Origin of the sequence: Legionella bozemanae (assembly GCF_900450575.1) — a bacterium.
Classification (GTDB): domain Bacteria; phylum Pseudomonadota; class Gammaproteobacteria; order Legionellales; family Legionellaceae; genus Legionella; species Legionella bozemanae.
The window spans coordinates 23414-44674 of the sequence record NZ_UGGY01000003.1 but is presented as its reverse complement, the minus strand read 5'-3'; the positions used below and the strand labels follow the sequence as shown (position 1 = coordinate 44674).

The following is a 21261-nucleotide window of genomic DNA, read 5'->3' as shown; positions in this document are numbered from 1 at the left end:
TAAATTATAACTATAAGGGTATAAGGAGCTATATAAATGATGATTGAACTATTAATTGGTATTGCCGTTCTCTTGTTAATCTTTGTCTTAACAGGCCTGTTTATTGTCAAACAGCAAGAAGTCGCACTTATTGAACGCCTAGGAAAATATCATTCTATTGCACATGCAGGACTTAATTTTAAAATACCCTTTATTGATTGGATTGCTGGTAAGTTATCGTTACGAATTCAACAATTAGATGTCAAAGTCGAAACCAAGACAAAAGATAATGTGATTGTCCAGATTCAAGTTTCCGTACAATATCGCATCAAAGATGACGGCGTTTATGATGCTTTCTATAAATTGGAAGATCCTACGCAACAAATTACAGCCTATGTGCTTGATCTAGTCCGCTCTGAAACGCCAACAATGATCTTGGATGATATTTTTGAAAAAAAAGACAGCATTGCTAATGCCGTTAAAAGCCATTTAAGCGAGACCATGCAAGATTTTGGATTTGAAATTGTCAAAGCATTAGTAACGAACATAGAGTTAGAAACGAAAGTAAAAAATGCAATGAATGAAATTAACGAACAACAACGATTGCAAGTTGCAGCTCAAGCCAAGGGAGAAGCAGAGAAAATATTGATAGTCAAAAAGGCTGAGGCAGAAGCAGAAAGCAAGCGGTTACAGGGCGAAGGAACAGCCAATCAACGAAAAGCCATTATCGATGGGCTAAGCCATTCCGTAGAAGATTTCCAAAAGTCCGTACCCGGTGTATCGTCTGCAGATATAATGAACTTGGTATTGATTACTCAATATTTTGATACATTAAAAGAAATAGGCTCACATAACAAATCCAATACAATCTTATTGCCGCAGTTACCGAATGATATCGCATCGCAATTGCAGCAAAGTATTATAACTGGCAATGTAGCTAGTGCAGACATAAAAAATTAATAACGGAGTAATTGGGGTTATGCTCTATAACCCCATAACAAAAGGTATTAGGTGTTTCCATCAAGCATTATCTGAGATTATCTATTCCAACAACCACAAGCCATCTTGTTCCCAATGCTCAGAAAATCCCATTTTTGAAAAGGGTATAGAAGGATGATTGTGCATAAGATGAAACAATTGTTTGCGCCAATGATTGCCTGGCGAGCTATTTTTTAATAATGCATGAATAATATAAGCTTGTAGATAAAAAGGACTCTCGTTATGTTCAAAAGATATTGTTATTTCTGAAACCTTGGGTTTATTGACGAAAAACCGATTCCATAAACGAGAATGGTGAGCGCATAAATTTCTGGTATAAGTCAGTGAGCGCATCCATGATTTGATGATTTCACTATATTGTCCAAGAGTATCACCAATTTCTTTTCTTACAGTACGATCTTTAATATTGGCATAGAGCTTGGACACTGTACCAAAAGAAATGCATTCCATGACCATCCAGCTTGGCGGGTGTTCTGGATAATGATATTTAGCATAATACGTTTTAATAAAGTCTTCGTGTGAACGTTTCAGATGTGATTTAACCTCCTCCAAAAACATTTGATATTGCTCAGCCGAAGAAAATAAATCCATGTTTAGATACCAATGTGCACCATACTTCAAACTCATGGCATTTGATATAGCGGTACGAAAAGACACTTCTATTCGCTCTAGGGCATCGATAACTAATAAGCGCAGCTCCCTATCAAATGCATACAAATTTAAAAGATCCGAAAATCGTGTGTTGGGTTTAAATTGGTGAGATCTTGTCGCAGAGCTAATGAGAAAAGGCTTAAAATAAATCATCAAACGATAGTAACCAATGGTCGTCAAATACTGACTAGCTTCTTGCTCATTATCCAGCAACAGCCCTTTTTTGTCGTAAGTGATGTATTTGTTCTGGTATGGAAAGAGGTGGTTTATTAAAAACCATTTTTGAATGCATAAAATAAATAACCCGCCCTGGTCCGCATTGTTAAGAGGCGTGGCGGGTATGGTTAATTACATTATAACCCGATTGCGCTCAAAATCAAATACTATACGGTTGATTGTCATTGATGTAATTTTAACAGAATGTGCAACATAACTGAATCACAGTACACGCCAATTACCCATAAGAATGTTATAATTAACCCATCGTTAAAAATCCTCATTCCTTAAGTTATTCCATCAACAGCTTTCTCAGTTTTCAACGCTTAAAATATATTACAAAAATGATTTGTTGCTAAAAAGACCTGATGTTAAACGCTATTTGATTCTTAAACCTCTCCTTTGGCCATATTTTTTTGTTATCGAAAAAAGCCCTATAGAACGATTTTCCGAGCTATTTTTTAAACATTATAGTGATGAGGGACATACTTATTTTAGAAGCCAAGGGCTTAAGAACTTTTTAAATGAACCTATTCAAAGGGAAAAATCGTTATAAAAAGTATCAAATACACACACTTTGCTGGCCAATTGACAAAAACTCTCAAGATTGGATTGAACATAAGCGATTTTTCAAAGGCAATAATTTCTATGCGCATATTATCTATATAAAAATACAGGATGAATACTTTGTGCGAGTCACTTGGGAAAAAGAAAGCACCCCTCACCCTGTTGCATCTATAAGCAGGTTTGATCTGGATCAAGGTCAAAGGCTTAGCGCGTCTGAATTTAAAACAAAAATGAAACAAATCAATGCCAATGAAGCTAATAAATTACATCTTGGAATGAAATAGCATCCTCATGTAATAATAAAAACGTCAATTTAAAAGATGTTTTTTATTGACAAAATCACCATTGTTTGCCATAATGTATTTGTTCACTTAGGAACATAATAGAAAACATTAAGGATCAAAAATGACAACAATCATTACTTCAAAACTAGTTAGCGATCAGCAACGCCTTTCTTTTTTGCCTAAACATTTTGGCACCATGATGATAAGAGCAGAACAAGCAATCTACAATACATTAAAAGTGATGTGCTCTTCTTACGAAGGCGGCTATTGGCATTTTTACGAATTGAGCAATCGTGGTTTTTATTTGGCTCCTGACATGGACGAGCCACTCCCCATATATGTGGAAGGCAACGGATATGATGGAGAAGTGAGCGCGGATGCCGCTGGAATCATTACAACCCTATGTGTTCTTAATCAACTGTGTTGGAAAACTAAATCGGATAAAACAATCCAGCAATACTATTTATTGCGAGATTACATCGAATACCACAAAGAAGCTGCGGACATTTATGCAGCGATTGATTAAGCGAATTAAAACAGGTCGTAAACTTAAATTACGGCCTTTACATAAAGGGCGGTTCTATGAATATTATAGAAAAAATTACTCAGGCCATTTTTGAGGATGACGAAGATCCGAACAAACAATCTGAATACTTAATTGAAACCTATTTAAACAGCGCCAATCAAATAGAAATTGATGCTATTTTTGTATGTTTATGCGGGTACAGCTCAAAAACCCTAATCGGTAATTGCTCAGCATAATTTGCGGTATTTGTGTTAAGCTTAACCAAAAACTAGCTTAACGGCTGTTTGTACTTACATTACGTGATATTTAAAGTCCGTACACATTGATTAACACTCTCACCAGCTTGATTGAATTCAAGAGCATGCCTTTTCTGATCTAATAGCTCCAAGCTGGCTTTTTTAGGTATAAATCGTGCTGGTACTATTAAATCAAAAACGTTAATAGAAAACGTATCTAAAAATGATAACCGAAAATTTCCTTGCTCTTGGGCAATAAGGCTAAATTCCTTCAACGAGATTAGCTCTGGAACTTCAGATGTATCCTCATAGTGCGCATTATAAGAAGAAATAATAAGCGTCAACAGAATGAATAAGGGAATTAAATAATAAAATGTGTGTTTAAAAATTATTTTGATATTCATATTCTAATCCAAATACTGTTAATAGAACCATCATTTAATACGCCGATCAGTAAACTATTACACCACTTACTTTTAATAGTTATTCTCATGCCTGTACTGAGCAACACGAAACGCATAATGGCACTCGCGTTGAGTTATTGGTCGATGTGAACGAAGAGTTAACTCTTCGTGAAATAAATCAAGAAATCCAAGTTTATAAGCTCTTTTTTCAAATCCAGGTATTCCATATTTTCTAGTTAGCCAATGATCAATCACTTGGTGACAAGTAGATTCAAAATTACTGAGATCGAATAACCGCAGAAATACAAGCACGACAATGAATAAAAGAATAGTGTTTATATCCATCATACAATGTACTCCGCCCTCTTATTAGATTGTACACAATCGCCATTGCACCGCTGCCTTTCTATTGCTATTAGCACTTAAAGCACAAAAAATCATTGCAATTGAATTCATAACAATGCAAATTTTAATAAAAATAAATTATTCCTCGGCATTAATTATTAATACTAATTTTTTGATAAACTACATACCGTATTAACTGCAATGCAATACAACTTTTATTTAATCAATCATTGAATATTCGTCAGAGGCTTTCCATTTTTTATCTTTTGCTAGAATATACAAAGCTGATTTTTCAAAAAATGTATCAGTTCCTTTCAGTTTTGCCCATTCAGAATAGGCTTGAATTTCCTTATATATATTGGCATCAATTTCAACTCTTATTTTTTCAGTTTGCTTTATTTTATCTTCAGTAATTAAAGGCATTATATCCTCGCTTAATGTTACAACATCCTTAACGCGTATTAACTATCTATTCCAATAATCAAATGAATTAAATTGGTTATTTGAATGCATATTGTTAAAACTGGAATGATGATTAATATGATGCATGGAGTTGTTGTAATTAAACCCAAATGGATTTCCCCCCGCATCATACGAACCAATCATGGGCAAGCCAGTAACCGGATTTACTCTAAACGTATCCTGTGAATGATTATTTAATAATTGCTGTTGGTTAATATTAATAGAAGAATGATCGCCCTGCTTTATGCCATGGCCTTTAAGCATATAAGGTAAAATATGTCGTTTAAAATATTCATTTTCCATATAATTAAAGTGTTCATCTTTTGATGCAATGGCTTTTTGATATTCAAGATAACCTGGTGGTGGTTCTAATACAAAATCTTTAATTCGGATGAGTAATTGTATTAATTTTTTTATACGATCAACTATCACATCCTTTTGAAAAAATAGTTTCATTTTTTTATCCTATTTAGATAGCTAATTTATTCCTTCACAAACGCGCAAAGGCATGCGCTCTTTATTTATTCCATAGTCCATTATTCTAACTATACTAATAGTAGTACTTCACAAGGATTGTGCCTAGTTGTATTTTTCTGATTCTACACACACCACGCAATGTGATTGCTTTAAAGAATTTGCGCATAACCATATGATTTATATACAAATAACTAAACAACTCTTTAAAAACGAGTAATTTAAAGTAAAATCCCTATGTATACAATTGTATACATAGACCCCTTGTAAAATCAATGGATATCAACTTAAAAATACAGTTGTATACATAAATAATACTATTGTATACTTGTATTGATTCAATAAATGAGCCCCTCTATGAAAGAAAATGACGTCATTACCTTACGTATTTCAGAATATGAGCGGGAGTACTTAAATAAAATTGCACATCAATTTGATTTACAAAAACGAGGCTCATCAGATATTTCGCCAGCAAAAGCATTAAAATTTCTTTTAGAATTTTGCCTGCATAATGAAATTTCACCACATAAAAAAAGTGAAAATCCATTGCAAGATATAAGAAAAATGATTGAACAAATTCATGCATCCATACCCCATTTGATGTATCACAATCATTATCAAAGCTTAGTTATTTCATCCAATATTAATGACGATTCCTTGAAGGAAATAAAACAAAAAACCATCAAATATTTAAACGATAATTTCTCAGGATTTCAGAATAATTCTTATAAAGAAGTTCGGTTTAAAATGAACGGAATTGGACTTAAAACAATACCTATAGAAGAAGGTGAATCGTTATGGAAATAACTATTGATGTTGGTGCAGATACTCTTCATTCGTTGAATAAAATAGCAAAAACAAATAACACCGAATTAAATATAACTGCAGCAGAAATGCTATCATTTGGAGCACGTATTTATCTGCAATCTTTAGAAAAAAAGACAGATGAATCAACCCAATTATTACTCGAAAATAGTGTTCGCTCCATACAAATTATTACTGAAATTTTATACAGTGTATACAACAAAGATTTGTCTAAAATTGGTGCTTATGATGCAGAAACTGCATTAGCCCTGATTGAACGTATGATTCCAAATTTATTAAAAGGCAGGTAACAGGATCTCAGTAATGGGATCCAATTACCTACCAAGAAAGTGATTCCTTGCTACCATGAGCAGCGAGGCAAACTAACATCACTTTATTCTGCAAATATAAATCCTCCCACTTGAGTTTTCCAAAGAGTTGAAAAAACACCGCCCGGTTTTTTTGTTAACTGTTCCAGGCTACCATGCTCAATGATATTCCCATTGTCAAGTACTACAACAGTATCCACTTCTTTTAAGGTTGAAAGTCGATGTGAAATAATCAAAGTTGTTTTATCTTGCATTACTTCATGCAATGATTTTTGTATGGCTTGTTCAGTTTCAGTGTCTAATGAAGAGGTTGCCTCATCAAGAATTAGAATTTTCGTATTTCTAAGGAATGCCCTAGCAATAGAAATGCGTTGTTTTTGTCCACCCGAAAGTTTTAAACCACGCTCACCAACGAGTGTGTTATATTGTTCTGGCAAGTTCATAATAAACTCATGGCAATTTGCTTTTTTTGCTGCACTAATCACTTCATCTTTGGTTGCAGTATCGTTAGCAAAGTGTATATTATCAAAAATACTTCGATGAAATAATTGCGTTTCCTGAGGAATAATTGTTATTTGTGAACGAAGAGATTTGAACTGAACTTCGCTTATCATTTGTTTATCAATAACGATATTTCCTGAAGATGGTTCTACAAGACGCAGTAATAATTTCAAAAGTGTTGATTTACCACTGCCTGACTTACCTACAAGCCCAATTTTTTCTCCTGCTGCAATAGATAGATTAAGTTGATTAAAAAGGAGTGCAGAATTAGGGTATGAGAAGTTTATGTTATCAAAAATAATTTCACCTTTTGAAACCTGTAATGGAGGGACGTTAGGTTTATCAATAATGGCATGCGGAATTTTAATGAAGCTTAATGCATCATTGCATGCACCTATAAGTTGATGTACTTTCAAAATTTGCTGTCCTAATCCGAATATCATCATCAAACATGAGAGTGCGATACTAAGTACTAGAGCAAAATCACCTGCATGAATAGAATGTTTTTGAGCGCCATAAATTAGGGCACACACAAATGCTGACGTTAATGCAGTTACTAAACAGCCCTGGTAAAAAAACACTTTAATCGTTTGGCATTGTATTTTTTTCTCAGATTTTGCTACTTCAGTTACCGCCTTTTGAATCGTTTTAGATTCTTTGGTACTACCTGAAAATAATATTGTGCTAGAAATATTGCTAATAGAATCAGAAAGGTAACCGCTTAATTTTGTTTTGGCACTTGCTAGTTCTGCTGAGGAGGTCTGCGTAGTATCCGCAGTAATAAATGAGATACCTACAAATAGGATTGCCCATGTAAAGAGAATTAATGCATAAATACTACCCACAAATACATACAGAGTTAGCACAGCAATTAAAATTCCAAGAACAGAGTTATAGATCCAGCCTGAGGCGATTTTAAGTAACTCCTCAATGCTTTCAGAAATGTCTATTATTTTTTTTGTTAATGTACCAGAGAAATTACTTTCAAAAAATTCATAGGAATGACCTAATAAGTACTCAAACATATCTTTTTTAATGTCCGATTTCATTGAAGGGTATAAACACGCCTCAAAATACTCTTTTAATCTAACAGCAATGTTAGTTATCATTGGCATGATTGCATAAAATATGGCAGGCCAGATAATAAGCGATAAAAACTGTTTACTTGAATTATAATTACTCACAATAGAAACCATTTTCCCTAATAAATAGGGAGAGATGGATCCTTCTAATGCAAAAATTGTAATCATCGCGAGTATACCAATCATAAGACGCTTATTCTTTTTAATCTGTAAATAGCGCCATATAAAATGGCTTAATGTTGATGGGATCTCTTGGCTATAATTCATCTATTGAGGCCTTATAATGGAGGATGTTTATCATCCAAATTGGTTTTGTTATTTGGTATTGAGCTATGGTATTTATCGTATAACTCTCGAGGGTTTCTTTGTTTTTTAAAATTTTATGCAGTAGCCTCACTAATGCTAGTGCTTAGCCAGCTCTATGATAAGACGTGTCAATTCTTTTTGTAAATCTTTAACAACAGAGTTACTCCCTTATGTTTTCCTGCAGATTTTGCTTTGACCACGCCTTCTCTGCCTAAATGGAAATACTGTACATATTTTATACATAAAAAATATTCAACAATCTTATAAATAATTTTTTTACTATTTTTTTACAGCGAAAGCTGTGTAATTTTATTAATCATCTTAATCATGCTAAATTGTCACCTTTGGGACGAAAACATAACTTTTTGTGGGTCTTTTCGTTTCAATGATTGTCACACTCCGATTTTTAGCATATTAAACTGTTAAGCATGAATAAGTTGCACAGAAATGTCCTAATGAAAAAAAATTCAGTACATGTATGGTTCAGGTCAGGCTATTCATTTAAAAATTTTTAAAGCTCGCGCTCCATTTCTCGATTAGACTGTGATTTATTAAAAGTACGAGTATTTTCTACAAAATCTTTGTTGTAAACACGGTCTTTAATTTCATTAATTAATCCTTGATTGAGTCTTATAAACTGATTATCGCTTTGTGCATTAAGTTTGCGTTCTTGTTTTATCAAAGACTGAATTTGTCTATCCTGATTTATTTTTATTAGCTCCGATTCCTTATTTTCTAAAGCACATTGTTTTTTAAATTCCTCTAAGCTCAGACACCGGTTTAATTGCTTTTTTAGCTCGTCCTTTCCTTCTTTAACAAGAACATCATTTAAATCGGTATTTTCTTTTTTAGGAATTATAATGGATACGTGGATACCAGAATCATGCAATCTCTGAGCTGCTTTTATAATCGTATTAGTTTGTTCGTTCTTTGCGTATTTATAGGTTTCTTTTCCATCATTATCCAGGCAAATAATTACCTGTTTGGGACTATTTTTTGGATCAATATTTGAAAAATTTGCTTTCCCCAATACAGCATACACACGCGCATGTTCATCGACCTGAAGTATACTTAATCCTGTCTCAATCCCTTCTGTAAAATAAGCGATGTCGCCTTTACCATGGTGATTTAAATTGACAAAATAATTACTGATTGAGCCAAACGTTTGTTTCACAGATTCACAAGACTTATCCTTATTAGCAGAATGAGGTTCTAATTTAGTGATCTGAACATGGTGTATGTTACCCTGTTCATCTTTACTAAAAGCCAATAGTGCAGGAACATGCTTTTGCCCATCTTGGGTCTTGGTGTATACCGAACGACAAAAGCGAAGATCAGCATGATCATAATGCGCTAACCCACGATGAATGATTAAGTATTTTTCAGCGATGGTGCCTTGAATAGGCTGTGATTGTTGAAATAACTTTTGGGCCAGTTGACGTTTCCCTTCTTTGACTTCCCTCTCTTTTTTCTCATTCAATTTTTGCGGTGCTTTACGCTCGTATTCAGGAATGTAATGGATGTATTGCGCTGCATGCTCCAGAGTTTCTTTAAAACCGGATAAACCCTTCTCACGTTCAATAAGATGAAATAAATTACCCGACTCCCCTGTCTCAAAATGGTGCCAAAGACCTGAATCAAGATCAATTTTCAAGCTTCCTTTGGCTCCATATCGATATTCGGATTGGGTTGATAATCGATGATTCGGCTCTCCTAAAAGGCTTTTAACTAAAGAATCAGATACGTTCAATAATCCATTATACAGTTCTTCCGCATTAATGGACGGCTTTTGAGCAGACTCATATTTTTTTATGAGTGGAGAATCTTTTACCTGTTCCTTAGGTTCTTCCAGAATGTGCTCCTGAGCTCGATTCATTAACTGCGTGCTGATTCTTTGCTGTTTCTGTTGTTTAAAACGATAATCCTCTTCGGTAAATACAGCAGAGGTTTTATCCGCATCGCGTTGTTTCAGGGGATCTTCAAGTCTTTTGACTAACCCCTCGAAATTATCGGTATAAAATGTTGCTTGATGGCTGGCACGAGTTGCATCAATTTCATGAGATCTATGGGTGGTTACAACAAGACGGTCCTCCAATTCCAAGGCAATCATGAACTTGGATGTAGCACCCTGACTGGAATAAGCCGTATTCGTATAGGAATAATCCCAATGAAGATCTGATTGTTTTTTTAAATTCAGCGTGACCTGATTTTTACTGTTGCTTAAGCCTATTGTTTCACCAAAAACCTGTGTGACCGTATATTCTTCATTGGCAATAATGCCGCGAGCGTCATCATTTCGTTTTAATCGAATCCGATCCCCTGAGGCTAAAGGCCGTTCGTGCAATTTATAAAAGGAAGGCATTGTTTTGGGTAAAATAGAAGCACTGATTGTAAACGCAACCTGCGACTCATCAACACAGAACAATTTATTTGATTCACTATCAATGGCTTTGATAGTGAAATACTCGTCCTTTTTAGCCACTGAATAGTTTTTACCAAACCGAATGACATCACCTGGTTCAAAAGAATGCGCTTTTACTTGGTCCGCTTGATCCAGGCTGATTGGAAATAAGCGCTTACACAGTACATCTTGACTGTGTAATTGATGTTGTTGGTGCAACCCTTCACGTATTAACACTTCAATGGGTGTTCTGTCCTCATGAGCATGAGCAACTATTAGCGTATTTTTTTGACACTCAGGGGTTCGGCTGAGAAAATCGTCAGCAATGGCACGATAAATGGATTTGTAGTCCTTTTTTCCTTCCTCATCAGTACAATTAATTTCAATCAGTGATGAATGATTCAACCCCTGTACCGGTGTCTTTCGCTGCACGTACTCTTCGGGATTAATGTTTTTTATGAGTTCAAAAGCCTTCCCAATTTCTCTACGTGATGCAAATTCAGCTGCTTTTTTTAATTCAGGATTCGGATTCTGGCGCACAATCTCCGTCATAAATGCTGTTTTTTGCGATTGGCTTTTGATGGTGAGTTCATGAGGAATCCCTGAAGCCAGGGATTGCAACTGAGTAATATCCCCTGTAAACACCATTCGCGATTGGGTGTCAATGCACTTTTGTTGTAAGGCATGGTACTTCTCATTATCAATCATGGAGCTTTCATCCACAATGACTAAATGACTTAAGCCCAACCCACCGTCATTGCGCAAAAAACTATCGATGGTCTGCGCCTGGATGCCATTCGCATTGAGTTCATCTACGGCTTTATGCGTCGGTGCAAGTCCTATTACTTGAAACTGATTGATCTCAGCAATGTCCTTCACATGACGCATCATTGTGGTCTTACCAACACCCGCAAGCCCTTGAATGGATACAAACCGGTCGGATGTGCTCACCACTAACGTGATGGCATCTTTTTGCCCTTGCGTTAAGGTTTCAGGTAATAACAAAAGCTTTTGTGAAGACAGCTCAATGGGCTTTACCGTATTTTGCTCTTTGTAATTAGACTGCAGTATCGCCTCTTCAATGTTTAACGACTCTTTGGTCGTCCAATAGGTATCCAAATAAACTAAGGAATCTGCTATTCGCCCTTTCAGTAATGGAGCAATGTCTTCAAAATCTGCCGTTCCTAATGCATGCATTAAAGCATGGGTCATTAAATCACTGTGTTTAAAGGCTGCATTACGTTCCGTGCATTTAGCAAGCGCATACGTGAGCGCTGTGGCCGCAATGTGTTCTTTGTCTTCTGATTTTAGATCCAGGTGATGAATTAACGAGTTAAGTTCTCGTTCCAGTGCCTTATTGGCATAGGCCATATCACGGTAGACTAAATCGGGCTTTTTTTGTTGCACATCATAGGCAGTCCATTTCAATTGCACACTCTCTAAAAAGCGCTGTGCTTTTTGCCCATCATCAGTAAACAGAATCACATGCTGCGCGTGTTCACCGATTTCTCCGATGAGATTACGATTGAGCTGGTACGGTCTTGCCGCTATAAACACTTGAGTGGTGTCTGGTTTTATCTCTTGCGGTTTTTTACAATAATCATAATCAAAATGATGTTCGGACAACGCTTTATTGGTCAAAAATAAGGTGTTGGACTCATGGCGGACATAAATGCCCTCTTCAGTAATTTTTGACACAACAAACGAACTCTTAGGCGCATATTTGACTCGTTGATGACATAAGGACTGTTCATTGATTAACCGCTCACCAACAGCGACTTCCAGTATTTTTTCTCGTGATACACTAAAGTCTTCTTTAGTGTCATAAGCAAACAGACTTGTCTTGCCTTGGGCATTTTTTAAATGCAGCCCATTGGCACCAAGGTCACACACCTTATAGTGCTGCGGTATTCGACCTTCATTATAAAATGTGATTTTATCGCCCACTCTATAAGACTGAGCGTGTCCTTTTTCCGTTTGTGTCAATGAGACTGTTGCCAAAACAGTTACCTTTTTCATTAATCTTGATAACTGCCCCTGCTGCACCAGCCCTTCTCGTATCTGGCTCGTCAAAGTCTCCTTTTGTTTGTTATTCAAGGCAACCAGTGCACTTTTTTGCTGTTGTTCTGGCGTTAATTGAAGCCAAGCAGAACTCATGGATTCATTTGCTTGTTTCCCAATCGAGAGCTTAAGCGCTCCTTTGATAGGGGCTGTTAACGATTTATACGAATGAATGCCCTGCTCTTTTAATAGCTTAATCGGATTTCCTGCACTAAAACCCAATGTTCCTGCCGAGTTATTCAATAAAATGAGTTTGCTTCTGTGTGCTTGAGTGATGTCGCTTAACGCGGATAAATCATCAAAAGAAAGTTTTTGTGCATCATGAACAATCACTAAATCTTGCTTTTTTTTCGTAAACGGTGATGATTTGATGTGCTTCCCATAATGATATTGAAATCCAGACACCGTATGCACAATATCGTCTTTAAACAAATTTTTAATCCTGGAAATAAATCCTGTATCCAAATGTTTGATGTCTGCTCGAAGTTGCTGCGTTTTTAGGCTACCAGGATGAAGTACATAAGAATTGAGAAAATGCGCTTCTGCAAGATGCACCATGTCTTGAATCAGCTCTTTCTCGCACCGAAAACCGGCTACATCAATGATTTGAATGCGCTCGTTATTTTTAAATACCTGGGAAGAGAGCCCGTGATTTGGTACTGAAATCGAAAAGCTTACTTTTAACTCGTTGGTAGTTTTTGCAATAAAGTCCTTCTCGCGTGCAAGAAGATGCGCCGTTGTATAATATTCCAAGGGTTTTCCCTGGAGTGCCCTTGCCTCCAAAAGAGATCCAATTTCCCGTTCAATGTCCTCATGGCCAACAAGACCTGCTGAAAAAGTCATAGCCTGGCGCACCAAAGCCCCATGCTGGATTTGAGTAGAATATTCGGACAAATGAGCCAGTGCATCACCCACTGCTTTTTGCGCATCAGGGCTTAAAGGTGTGGTGTGAGTGCTTTTAACCGCTCCTCGTCCGCTATTTAATTTGGAATCCTGAATAATCGTGCCTAAATCAATACCAAGCTCCTTAATTTCGTCTACCCACTGTTGATGCAGCGCTTGACTGTCTATTTCAGTTTTTGGGTTGCGCGTCGATAAATTAGATTTCTCGGCAGCCTTGGCACTGCTTGTACCGCGTTCCTTCATATCATCAAGAATCTGCACGCGCCTTTTGGATGTAGCAGTAATAGCCTCATCACTAATACCTACAATCTCAAAATTACCGTACCTGTCTTTAATGCGAATATCGTAGCCCAGCTCCTTAACTTTTTTAGCTAAAGAGGACATGTACACCAATCCCAAATAATGCTGGTTGGAATAAATTAATTCACGAAAACCATGATCTAGATGTTCTTTATCATTTTTTGCTCGTGACGATAAAGAACGCCATAATCCATCCGAACGCTCAGTCATATTGAGTATGGGTACATGCGTGTGCAAATCGGGATCTAATTCACGAGAGGTTGTATGGACAAACATGGCTGCTACTAAATTACGGGTTTTTTCAAAAGTGGTTTCGCCATTAAATGTAATGCGTGCTTCTGCTGCCAGCTGCTCAATCCGACCAAAGGTAATGTTCACGGCTTCTTGATGGGCTTGAAGCAAGCGCGCGTCTTGCCCCACCAGGGCTAAAATGGATACGGACTTAGGCGCTGATAAAGTCACATCGGTTCCAGGACGATGTTGACGTACTCCCTTATCGATAATACCCAGCAGTTGCCCGCTGGGTAATTGTCCATCCAATAATTGCAAAAATTGCGAAGACTCAATTTCACCGGACAATTGTAACTTCTGCGCACCGCGCCCGATCCATCGGGACAGACTGTTGAGCGAATCTCGATCGCTTAAATAATAATTATCTTGATTGGTGTAATAATGCAGCGCGTCTTTAGCCGCACTTATTTTATTTAAGGTCAACATAATACCTCCCTGGATGACTTAAAAAATTTCTTTTATAACAATGGAGGCCTCACGCAGCTCAATAGCATCGGTGTCGTTTTTGTTGGCTGTAACGTGATCTTTGGGTTCCGCATAAGGTGATTCGGGAGGTACTAAATCCTTATCCGATACCTCATGCGCCAATGTTTCAAATTGATGGATTTTTTTAACGTCGTCATTTCTTTGAGGATTATTTTGAACCATTAACGCGCGATGATTTACTTTTTCCAACGCATCAAAATTGATGGATCGCTCAATAAGCGGTACGCAAATTTCTTTACGCTCAATGTATTTGTTTTTCAAACGAGTGATGGGATGATTTCCTACCAAACGGACATAACACTCCATGTCATCAAGAGTCATAATATCGCCCTCTTCAACCGTATTTCTTTTAGTGCGTTGCGAGCCCACCGTATTACCATCACGAACCGAATCAGGACCATAAGACTGACTTTCTTTCATCTCATTAATCACTTGTGGGCCTAAATCCTCGGAAACCCACTTAGCCACTTTCGATTTTGGACTCCTAAAATAAATGGATGTATTGAGTAGATCCGCAATGGCTCCGGCCTCATGAGTTCCATAGATAAAATCTAATTGCGCAATGGATTGAATGCCAATGGCAACACACCCTCCAAATTTACGGATATCAGCCAGAGTGTCTGAAATGGTTTCTAAACGATGCAGGCTTGCTAATTCATCCATGACAAGCCATATACGCCCCTTATTATTAGCCACCAAGGATTGCACCCCTTGCATAGCGAGTCCTAACCACAGAGAAATTAAAGGCTTTATCTCTTTATGGTATTTGGAGCGTGAGGTAATAAATAACCACCCTTTATTGTATTTTTTAGGATCGGTTGTATTTTCAATCCATTCTTTAATCGAAAAGTCTTCTTTACCCGATTTATCAAGCCCTTCAAGAAAGCGCAGCGCCTTGGTATAGGTTGCCAACACTGATTTAATGGAAATGGCCGTTTTTTCAATTTCCTTACTCACCAGATTTTCAGATTCCGTACCTTTGAGAATGTTCCTGATTTCCTCCAGTGAGGTGGTGAGTAATAACTGCAGAAAAAACACTGGATCTTTTTCTGCATAATCCCTGATTTTCCACGCCATCGAGGTGAAAATGGTTCTTGCTGAGTCAACCCAAAACGGATCGCTGCCTTGAACTGATTTAGGAATTAAATACGTGGCAAAGGAGCCAAACTCCAACGGATTGGCACATTCTCGCCACATTTTCCAATTGGCACATAATTCTGAAATGGGATTGAGCTCCACATCAATGCGCTCATCAAAGAAATACGGTTTGATGGTACATTCTTTATCATAAATGATTGCCGGCTCGCCCAGCGCCCTAATTTGCTCCAACAGCATCATCATGGCTTGCGTTTTTCCTGCACCTGTTGTGCCATGAAACAACATCCCTTGTTTTTCAGAATACTTAGGCATAGGAAGGCGATTCAAAAGTTTAATTTCTGAAGCGCCACGTTGTGATTCGTTGACCGATTTGATGGTTTCTTTAGGCGAAGACGCTAAGCGCGTACCGGAAACAAATTGATCTTTGGTGTATTTTTCACCTAACTTAATAAAGAAACGGGAAAACAACAGGGTAATCAACAAATACACCGCTCCACCAAAAAATAAAGAAACTTGCGCTTTTCTCCAAAGAGCATCCAAAGCCTGCTGCACGGATGCTTGAATAAGAGGACTTTTTTGATAAAAAAGCGCTGTAATTTTACTCCCATTCAAATTGGTCCATAGCACATACTCACCATAATGAACTTTAACCAAGAAGCCTGAAATGTAGTTAAGTACTACCAGTTTTAATTCAGTCCAGGCATAAAACACCATAATCAACGAAAAAAGCACGATAAAACCAAGGACGGCCCAGTAAAAAATACGATTACTAACCTGAACCATCATTTTGGTTTTATAATCAAAAATTTGACCACCACTGATAAATTGTAAGAGATTTTGTTTCATGGCGTTTAATCCGAATCCTTGAATGCTTTAGCATGTGAAAATAGTTTTTCAAGTTGTTTAATAAGAACGCCTTGCCCAAAACGTTGATTTTCCATATTAAAAAAGAACATGAATAAAACCAGGCTTGTCACCGAAGTAAACGGAAAAATCATTTCCAGATCATCAAGTTGAAAGAAAACAATGAAAATGAAAATTAATATGGTATAAAGAATGCAGTAGCATTTAAGGTAGTACTTCATCAATGCTTGAATATAGGGTGCGGATTTCAATTCAGATTTAATGGCACTCCATAAAATAAATGCCTGGCTTAAGCCCAACATAAGAAAAAAGAGTGGAATTAAATTATAAAGAATTGCCTCGTTCATAATGCTTATGAAGGAAGTTCTGTTCAGATGAAAACCAAGGATTACAAAGAGCTTTATAACCCCAACACTCAAACCGCATAAAATAAAATAAATAATACCCACCATTTTCAGATAAGGAATATACACGTCTGTTGCACTTAATGTTTTTATCTTAAATTTGCTTAATGAATTTAAATCCTGTGTTAAGGCCTCTTGAAATTGTTCCTGATTAATCATGGTGCTCCTCCTTGTAGTAACGTTCATTGTCCAGATAGTCTTGCTTTTGTTTGGTGTATCGATGCGCTAAATCAGATTGAGCTGCTTGTATTGATTTTTGCGTAGCTCCCTCTTGGTTTTGATAGGCTTGAGATAAATCCTCTCGATTATCCAAACGCAAATCATGAGCTTGCCCAATGGTGTTGTCTTGCACCTGGCTCATGTGGCGTTTTTGCGATTGATTTAAAACACCCAATGCATCGTCCTGATGGGCTTGGTTGATTAGTGCTTTTTGGTGTGCTGTCATCGAAGCACGCTGCGCTTCAAATTGGCTTTTAGCCTTATCAGATGATGAGAGGCTCATGCGGTTTACTTGCTCTTTTACTGCCGATTGTCCTTGGGAAGAACTCATAAACTGATCGGCCAATTTTTGTTGCACACTCAAGCTCGAAGCGTCTGCCCCCATTAGTGCCTTTTCTGCCTGAACCCCATGGTGCTGCGCCACCCAATCGTGAAACGCTTGATCCAATACTCTATCCATACCATCAGAGTGCTCTTTCACACGGTTGGCCATGTGCTGATAATGTTCGCCCTTACTGTATTCTGCTGAGGCCATATCTGATAAAGCATGTCCTTGAGATAGGTTGGCTGCGATTTGTTCGGATTTCGATAAGTTAAACGAATCATTTGCATCCAAGTGGTGCGTCTTGGCTGTAGACTCCATGTGGCTTAGCGCATTAGAAAACGATTGGCCCTCACTGGAGTTAAAAAAGGCTTGAACGGAGTTAGAAGCTGATAGACCTGTTTTTAGACTGGTACTCGCTTCTCCAGAAAGTCCTGTAGTCCAGTGAGCAATTGATCCCAATACTCCTTTATGTGTATCTATTTTGGCAGACACGGCCGCATCCCATGACACTTGCCCTGATTTGTCATGATGTTGATTGTATTGGTTAACCGCGTCTTGCATTTGACGAATATCTTGATTCAGCGCATTACTGAGCGTTCTATTAATACCCGTTCCTTCGCGTACCTCACTTGCATCGCTTTCATTAAATTGAGAGAGCCCACTCAAGGCTTGTTGATAATGAGAATCCGCACTGGTTCGGTGCGATTGTGCATTCTGGAACGAAAGGCTTGCACTGTCTTGCAATGAAGCGCTGATTCTGTCGGATGCGTGTAATCGCGTTGCCATCTGACTCATTGCAGACTGTGCGTTAATCACGCGTGACCCATCCAATCCTTGCGAGAGCAACGCACCATTATCCGCTTGAACAGTAGCTCGTCCTTCCATATGCTGATAATTAGTATCCCATTTATTCGCATGCGTGTTGTTGTAGTTCATGTTCCAACCACTGTAAGACGCCATGGAAATATTTCCTTGCGTGGCCGATTGAGCCTCTCCTGTGGATAAAGATTGCGCCATTCCTCCTAGATGTTGAGACGCAGCACTTAATAAATTAGGTAAGCCTTTGGCAATAAAAAGGGCAATCACTGGAACACTAATGGCCAAGCCCCCTGCCGTATACGCAAAGCTACTTTGAATACTGGCGATGGAATCAATTGTTGAAAAAGTAACCCCGCCATTTTTAGAACCAAATAAAGTCAGTGTGGTAGAGGACGCTAACGACACAAAAAAATGAATAATGATAAACATCGGAGGCCAAGACCATAAAAACACTTGGGTTTGCATGTAGATCATGTATACCCCATGCATGCCAGGCACCAGCGCTAACAACATCACTAAAGGAAAAATACACAGAGTCAACATCCAAAAGACAGTCATATAATAAGGAAGCCGATAACCTGCAAGCCAAAAGCTGTTCGCTTCAGCCACGTGCATTTTTTGCAGACTGGAACTGTTGGTATAATTCATCAGCTCCGCATCCGCGCCAGCAAAAGCAAAGGCATCAAGGGCTGATTCACGGGTGGCATTAATTAAAATATTTTGCGTAAGCACATTGGCCGCATCTTTGGACACGTTCATAAAATAGGAATGAGCAGCCGCCAAACCATCACTAAACTTCTCTTTATCACCCTTGGTCATAATATTCGATAAATGAACAAGTTGTTTTTCTATTCCCGTATTCAATTCTGGTTTTAAACGTGCTGCAGCCTCAATGCAGCTCAAATTAGTGCCATCATGAAATAAGACACGATAAATAGGAGAGGGATGCTCAAAATACAGGCGAATTAAATCCGAGCTGTGCTTCATTTCATTGGGTGAAATTTGCTGACTCCCCAAAAGTTTGGCTGAAAAAATGCATTGCCTGATGTAAGTGGACAAATCACGAGAGAGTTCAGGTGACAAAGACAAGTTAGAACTGGTGGACGCTAAGAAGGTACGTGAACCAAACAACATGCCAGTTCGTGTGTAATCTAAATCTTGCGGCATATGAAACACGTCACTAAATACTTGAGTAATTCCATACCCAATGCCACTAATAAGTGCTGCAGGTAGCCCCACGCCTAATGGCACATTATCTACGGTGAGTTCAGGCCCTGCTGAATCCGCCGTTTGCATATCAATAATGGCAACTGGGGTTTTGATGCCTAAAATACAAAACAAAAACACAAACGTACACAAAACATAACGACTAATGGCTTGAATCCTTTTACCACTGACGTATTGAAACCCGACCACCCCTACAGCAAGAATACTCACGATGTCTTGAGCCGATTTGTAAGTTGAGGTGCCAAGCAGCGTCACCATGGCATCCAGTACTGTTTTGAGATACTCACCATTTTGTGGCGTATAAATGGTTAAAAGACTCATTGCGCGTCTCCATAATAGGCTGTTCTTAAGGTGGGTGTTAAAGCACTTAATGCTTGTTTGACGTTGTTGCGGATTAATTCATTCGTCTGTAACGCTGCATTAAACCGCTCACGGCTCTCCGTGCTAAACCGCGCCACAAACTGTTGTGCTAGTTGCAGATTTTTGTATAAACGCTCTTCATTGTGAGCGCCTAGTTCACGCCCTGAGAGCGAAGCGCGAATAATATCGAGGGAATTGGAAAGGTATTGTGCCAATAAATCAGTTGCCACACTTTGAGCCAATTCATAACTGCCTTGAATACCGGTGTTTTGTTGCGCATTGGCGGAAATAAGATTAAAAACTGCAGGTTGTGTTAACTCAATCAGCCCCTTTTGCTTATCGGATAACTCTTTGCCCATTTTAATGTTGTCATAAATCCCCTGCAGTAATTCCTGGACTTGAGCCACTAAGGCTTTTTTGGCACTGATTTCTTGCGTGCTTGCGGTATCAATAGATAAGCAATGCGACTGTGGCCCTGTATCAGTACAGTGGTAACTGGGTAACTTTCCTCCATACAATAAGGCTTTAATAAAATCTTGATTGGTTGCAAGCGAAGGGTAAGTCATTAACGCCCCTTTCGCGTTAAAGACAATGGTTCCTGAAATGGACATGTATACTTCCGCTAATTTGGGATCTTGTGCAATAAACTGATTAATTTGTAAGGAATCCCAAACAATATTGGTATTGATTAGCACCCTGTCTTTGTATTCAGGATTATTTTTAGCCTCAGCCAATATGGAATCCGCTTCACCGCCTGTGGAACATTTCTGACGTGCCATGGCCCAATCCGTAAAGGTTCCTTTGTGACGACCCAAATCTTCGCAAAGACGCTGTTGTGCAGCCCTATTTCGCGGCCACACAGCAGCACTTAAATTTTCACCCATTTCACAGGAATTAAAATTGGTGCCATTAATTTCATTCGCCAGTTTCTGCATAAACTGCATCGCATGTGCAATTTCAGGCAATTCTGTTTCTAAAGCCAGGTTTAATGCGTAGCCTGCTCCTCCTGATAAAATATTTTGCATGAACTTCACAATCTGATCCGACTTGATGAAGGAAAAACCGCCTGCGAAGAGATCAATGCCACCACAACCAGAGCGCATTCCAGGTACATCCACATGCGCAAGGCGGATGGTACGTACTTGATTACGAGCATATACAGAACCAAGAGCAGCATAACCCGCCGCTTGTGTTTGATAAGCATGCGATCCCGTCACATTGGCATCAAACCCCAAATTATTAAAAAAATGGGATAAATCGGATTCTGCATTTGCAAAGAGCTGACTGGTCCCTAATAACAATAAGGCTGCAACGGTTTTTTTAAACATAGTCATCTCG

At 38.1% G+C, this 21261-nt stretch carries 17 protein-coding genes; 6 read left to right on the top strand and 11 right to left on the bottom strand.

Translation table 11 applies throughout. The features are described 5' to 3' along the window. Positions 1-36 precede the first annotated feature (36 nt). A complete protein-coding gene (locus DY223_RS17505) occupies positions 37-939 on the top strand; it encodes an SPFH domain-containing protein (RefSeq protein ID WP_115684392.1) in 903 nt (300 codons plus the stop codon). An 81-nt stretch (positions 940-1020) separates the two neighbouring features. On the opposite strand, the gene DY223_RS17500 is transcribed toward DY223_RS17505, so the two are convergent. After that, positions 1021-1842 (bottom strand): Abi family protein, encoded by an 822-nt coding sequence (locus tag DY223_RS17500; RefSeq protein ID WP_235810576.1) that lies wholly within the window; start codon positions 1840-1842, stop codon positions 1021-1023. 527 nt (positions 1843-2369) lie between these two features. Here DY223_RS17500 and DY223_RS19580 point away from each other — a divergent pair. From DY223_RS19580 to DY223_RS17485, 3 genes are all read left to right on the top strand, one after another. Next, entirely contained in the window at positions 2370-2696 is a 327-nt protein-coding gene (locus DY223_RS19580; RefSeq protein WP_235810575.1) for a hypothetical protein, read from the top strand. Between the two features lie 121 nt (positions 2697-2817). After that, the gene (locus DY223_RS17490) at positions 2818-3222 is read left to right on the top strand and encodes an antirestriction protein (RefSeq protein WP_058460634.1); all 405 of its coding nucleotides are present in this window, start codon (positions 2818-2820) and stop codon (positions 3220-3222) included. Between the two features lie 56 nt (positions 3223-3278). After that, entirely contained in the window at positions 3279-3458 is a 180-nt protein-coding gene (locus DY223_RS17485; protein WP_058460633.1) for a hypothetical protein, read from the top strand. Positions 3459-3517: 59 nt separating this feature from the next. Here DY223_RS17485 and DY223_RS17480 read toward each other — a convergent pair whose 3' ends face one another. The 4 genes from DY223_RS17480 to DY223_RS17465 all read right to left on the bottom strand — a co-directional run bounded on the left by DY223_RS17480 (position 3518) and on the right by DY223_RS17465 (position 5125). Continuing rightward, the gene (locus tag DY223_RS17480) at positions 3518-3862 is read right to left on the bottom strand and encodes a hypothetical protein (RefSeq protein ID WP_058460632.1); all 345 of its coding nucleotides are present in this window, start codon (positions 3860-3862) and stop codon (positions 3518-3520) included. A 72-nt stretch (positions 3863-3934) separates the two neighbouring features. Further along, complete coding sequence (locus DY223_RS17475) at positions 3935-4210, bottom strand: hypothetical protein (RefSeq protein WP_058460631.1); 276 nt, start codon at positions 4208-4210, stop codon at positions 3935-3937. A gap of 216 nt (positions 4211-4426) precedes the next feature. Further along, a complete protein-coding gene (locus tag DY223_RS17470; RefSeq protein WP_058460630.1) occupies positions 4427-4630 on the bottom strand; it encodes a hypothetical protein in 204 nt (67 codons plus the stop codon). A gap of 42 nt (positions 4631-4672) precedes the next feature. Beyond that, entirely contained in the window at positions 4673-5125 is a 453-nt protein-coding gene (locus DY223_RS17465) for a hypothetical protein (RefSeq protein ID WP_058460629.1), read from the bottom strand. 375 nt (positions 5126-5500) lie between these two features. On the opposite strand from DY223_RS17465, the gene DY223_RS17460 reads away from it, so the two are divergent. Further along, complete coding sequence (locus DY223_RS17460; protein WP_058460617.1) at positions 5501-5950, top strand: hypothetical protein; 450 nt, start codon at positions 5501-5503, stop codon at positions 5948-5950. After that, complete coding sequence (locus tag DY223_RS17455) at positions 5941-6258, top strand: hypothetical protein (protein ID WP_115684391.1); 318 nt, start codon at positions 5941-5943, stop codon at positions 6256-6258. Before DY223_RS17460 ends, DY223_RS17455 begins: the two co-directional genes overlap by 10 nt. Positions 6259-6341: 83 nt before the next feature. Here DY223_RS17455 and DY223_RS17450 read toward each other — a convergent pair whose 3' ends face one another. The 6 genes from DY223_RS17450 to DY223_RS17425 all read right to left on the bottom strand — a co-directional run bounded on the left by DY223_RS17450 (position 6342) and on the right by DY223_RS17425 (position 21251). Further along, entirely contained in the window at positions 6342-8126 is a 1785-nt protein-coding gene (locus DY223_RS17450; protein WP_058460614.1) for an ABC transporter ATP-binding protein, read from the bottom strand. A 550-nt stretch (positions 8127-8676) separates the two neighbouring features. After that, a complete protein-coding gene (gene traI, locus DY223_RS17445) occupies positions 8677-14547 on the bottom strand; it encodes a conjugative transfer relaxase/helicase TraI (RefSeq protein WP_115684390.1) in 5871 nt (1956 codons plus the stop codon). Between the two features lie 18 nt (positions 14548-14565). Next, positions 14566-16551: a type IV conjugative transfer system coupling protein TraD gene (gene traD, locus DY223_RS17440; RefSeq protein ID WP_064115150.1), complete on the bottom strand. Its 1986-nt coding sequence runs from the start codon at positions 16549-16551 to the stop codon at positions 14566-14568. Positions 16552-16556: 5 nt separating this feature from the next. Beyond that, a complete protein-coding gene (locus DY223_RS17435; protein WP_058460016.1) occupies positions 16557-17132 on the bottom strand; it encodes a hypothetical protein in 576 nt (191 codons plus the stop codon). Beyond that, positions 17125-19884 (bottom strand): conjugal transfer protein TraG N-terminal domain-containing protein, encoded by a 2760-nt coding sequence (locus tag DY223_RS17430; RefSeq protein WP_115684389.1) that lies wholly within the window; start codon positions 19882-19884, stop codon positions 17125-17127. Before DY223_RS17430 ends, DY223_RS17435 begins: the two co-directional genes overlap by 8 nt. Then, positions 19881-21251 (bottom strand): conjugal transfer protein TraH, encoded by a 1371-nt coding sequence (locus DY223_RS17425; protein WP_244944216.1) that lies wholly within the window; start codon positions 21249-21251, stop codon positions 19881-19883. The genes DY223_RS17430 and DY223_RS17425 overlap by 4 nt, the downstream gene beginning before the upstream one ends. Positions 21252-21261: the final 10 nt, after the last annotated feature.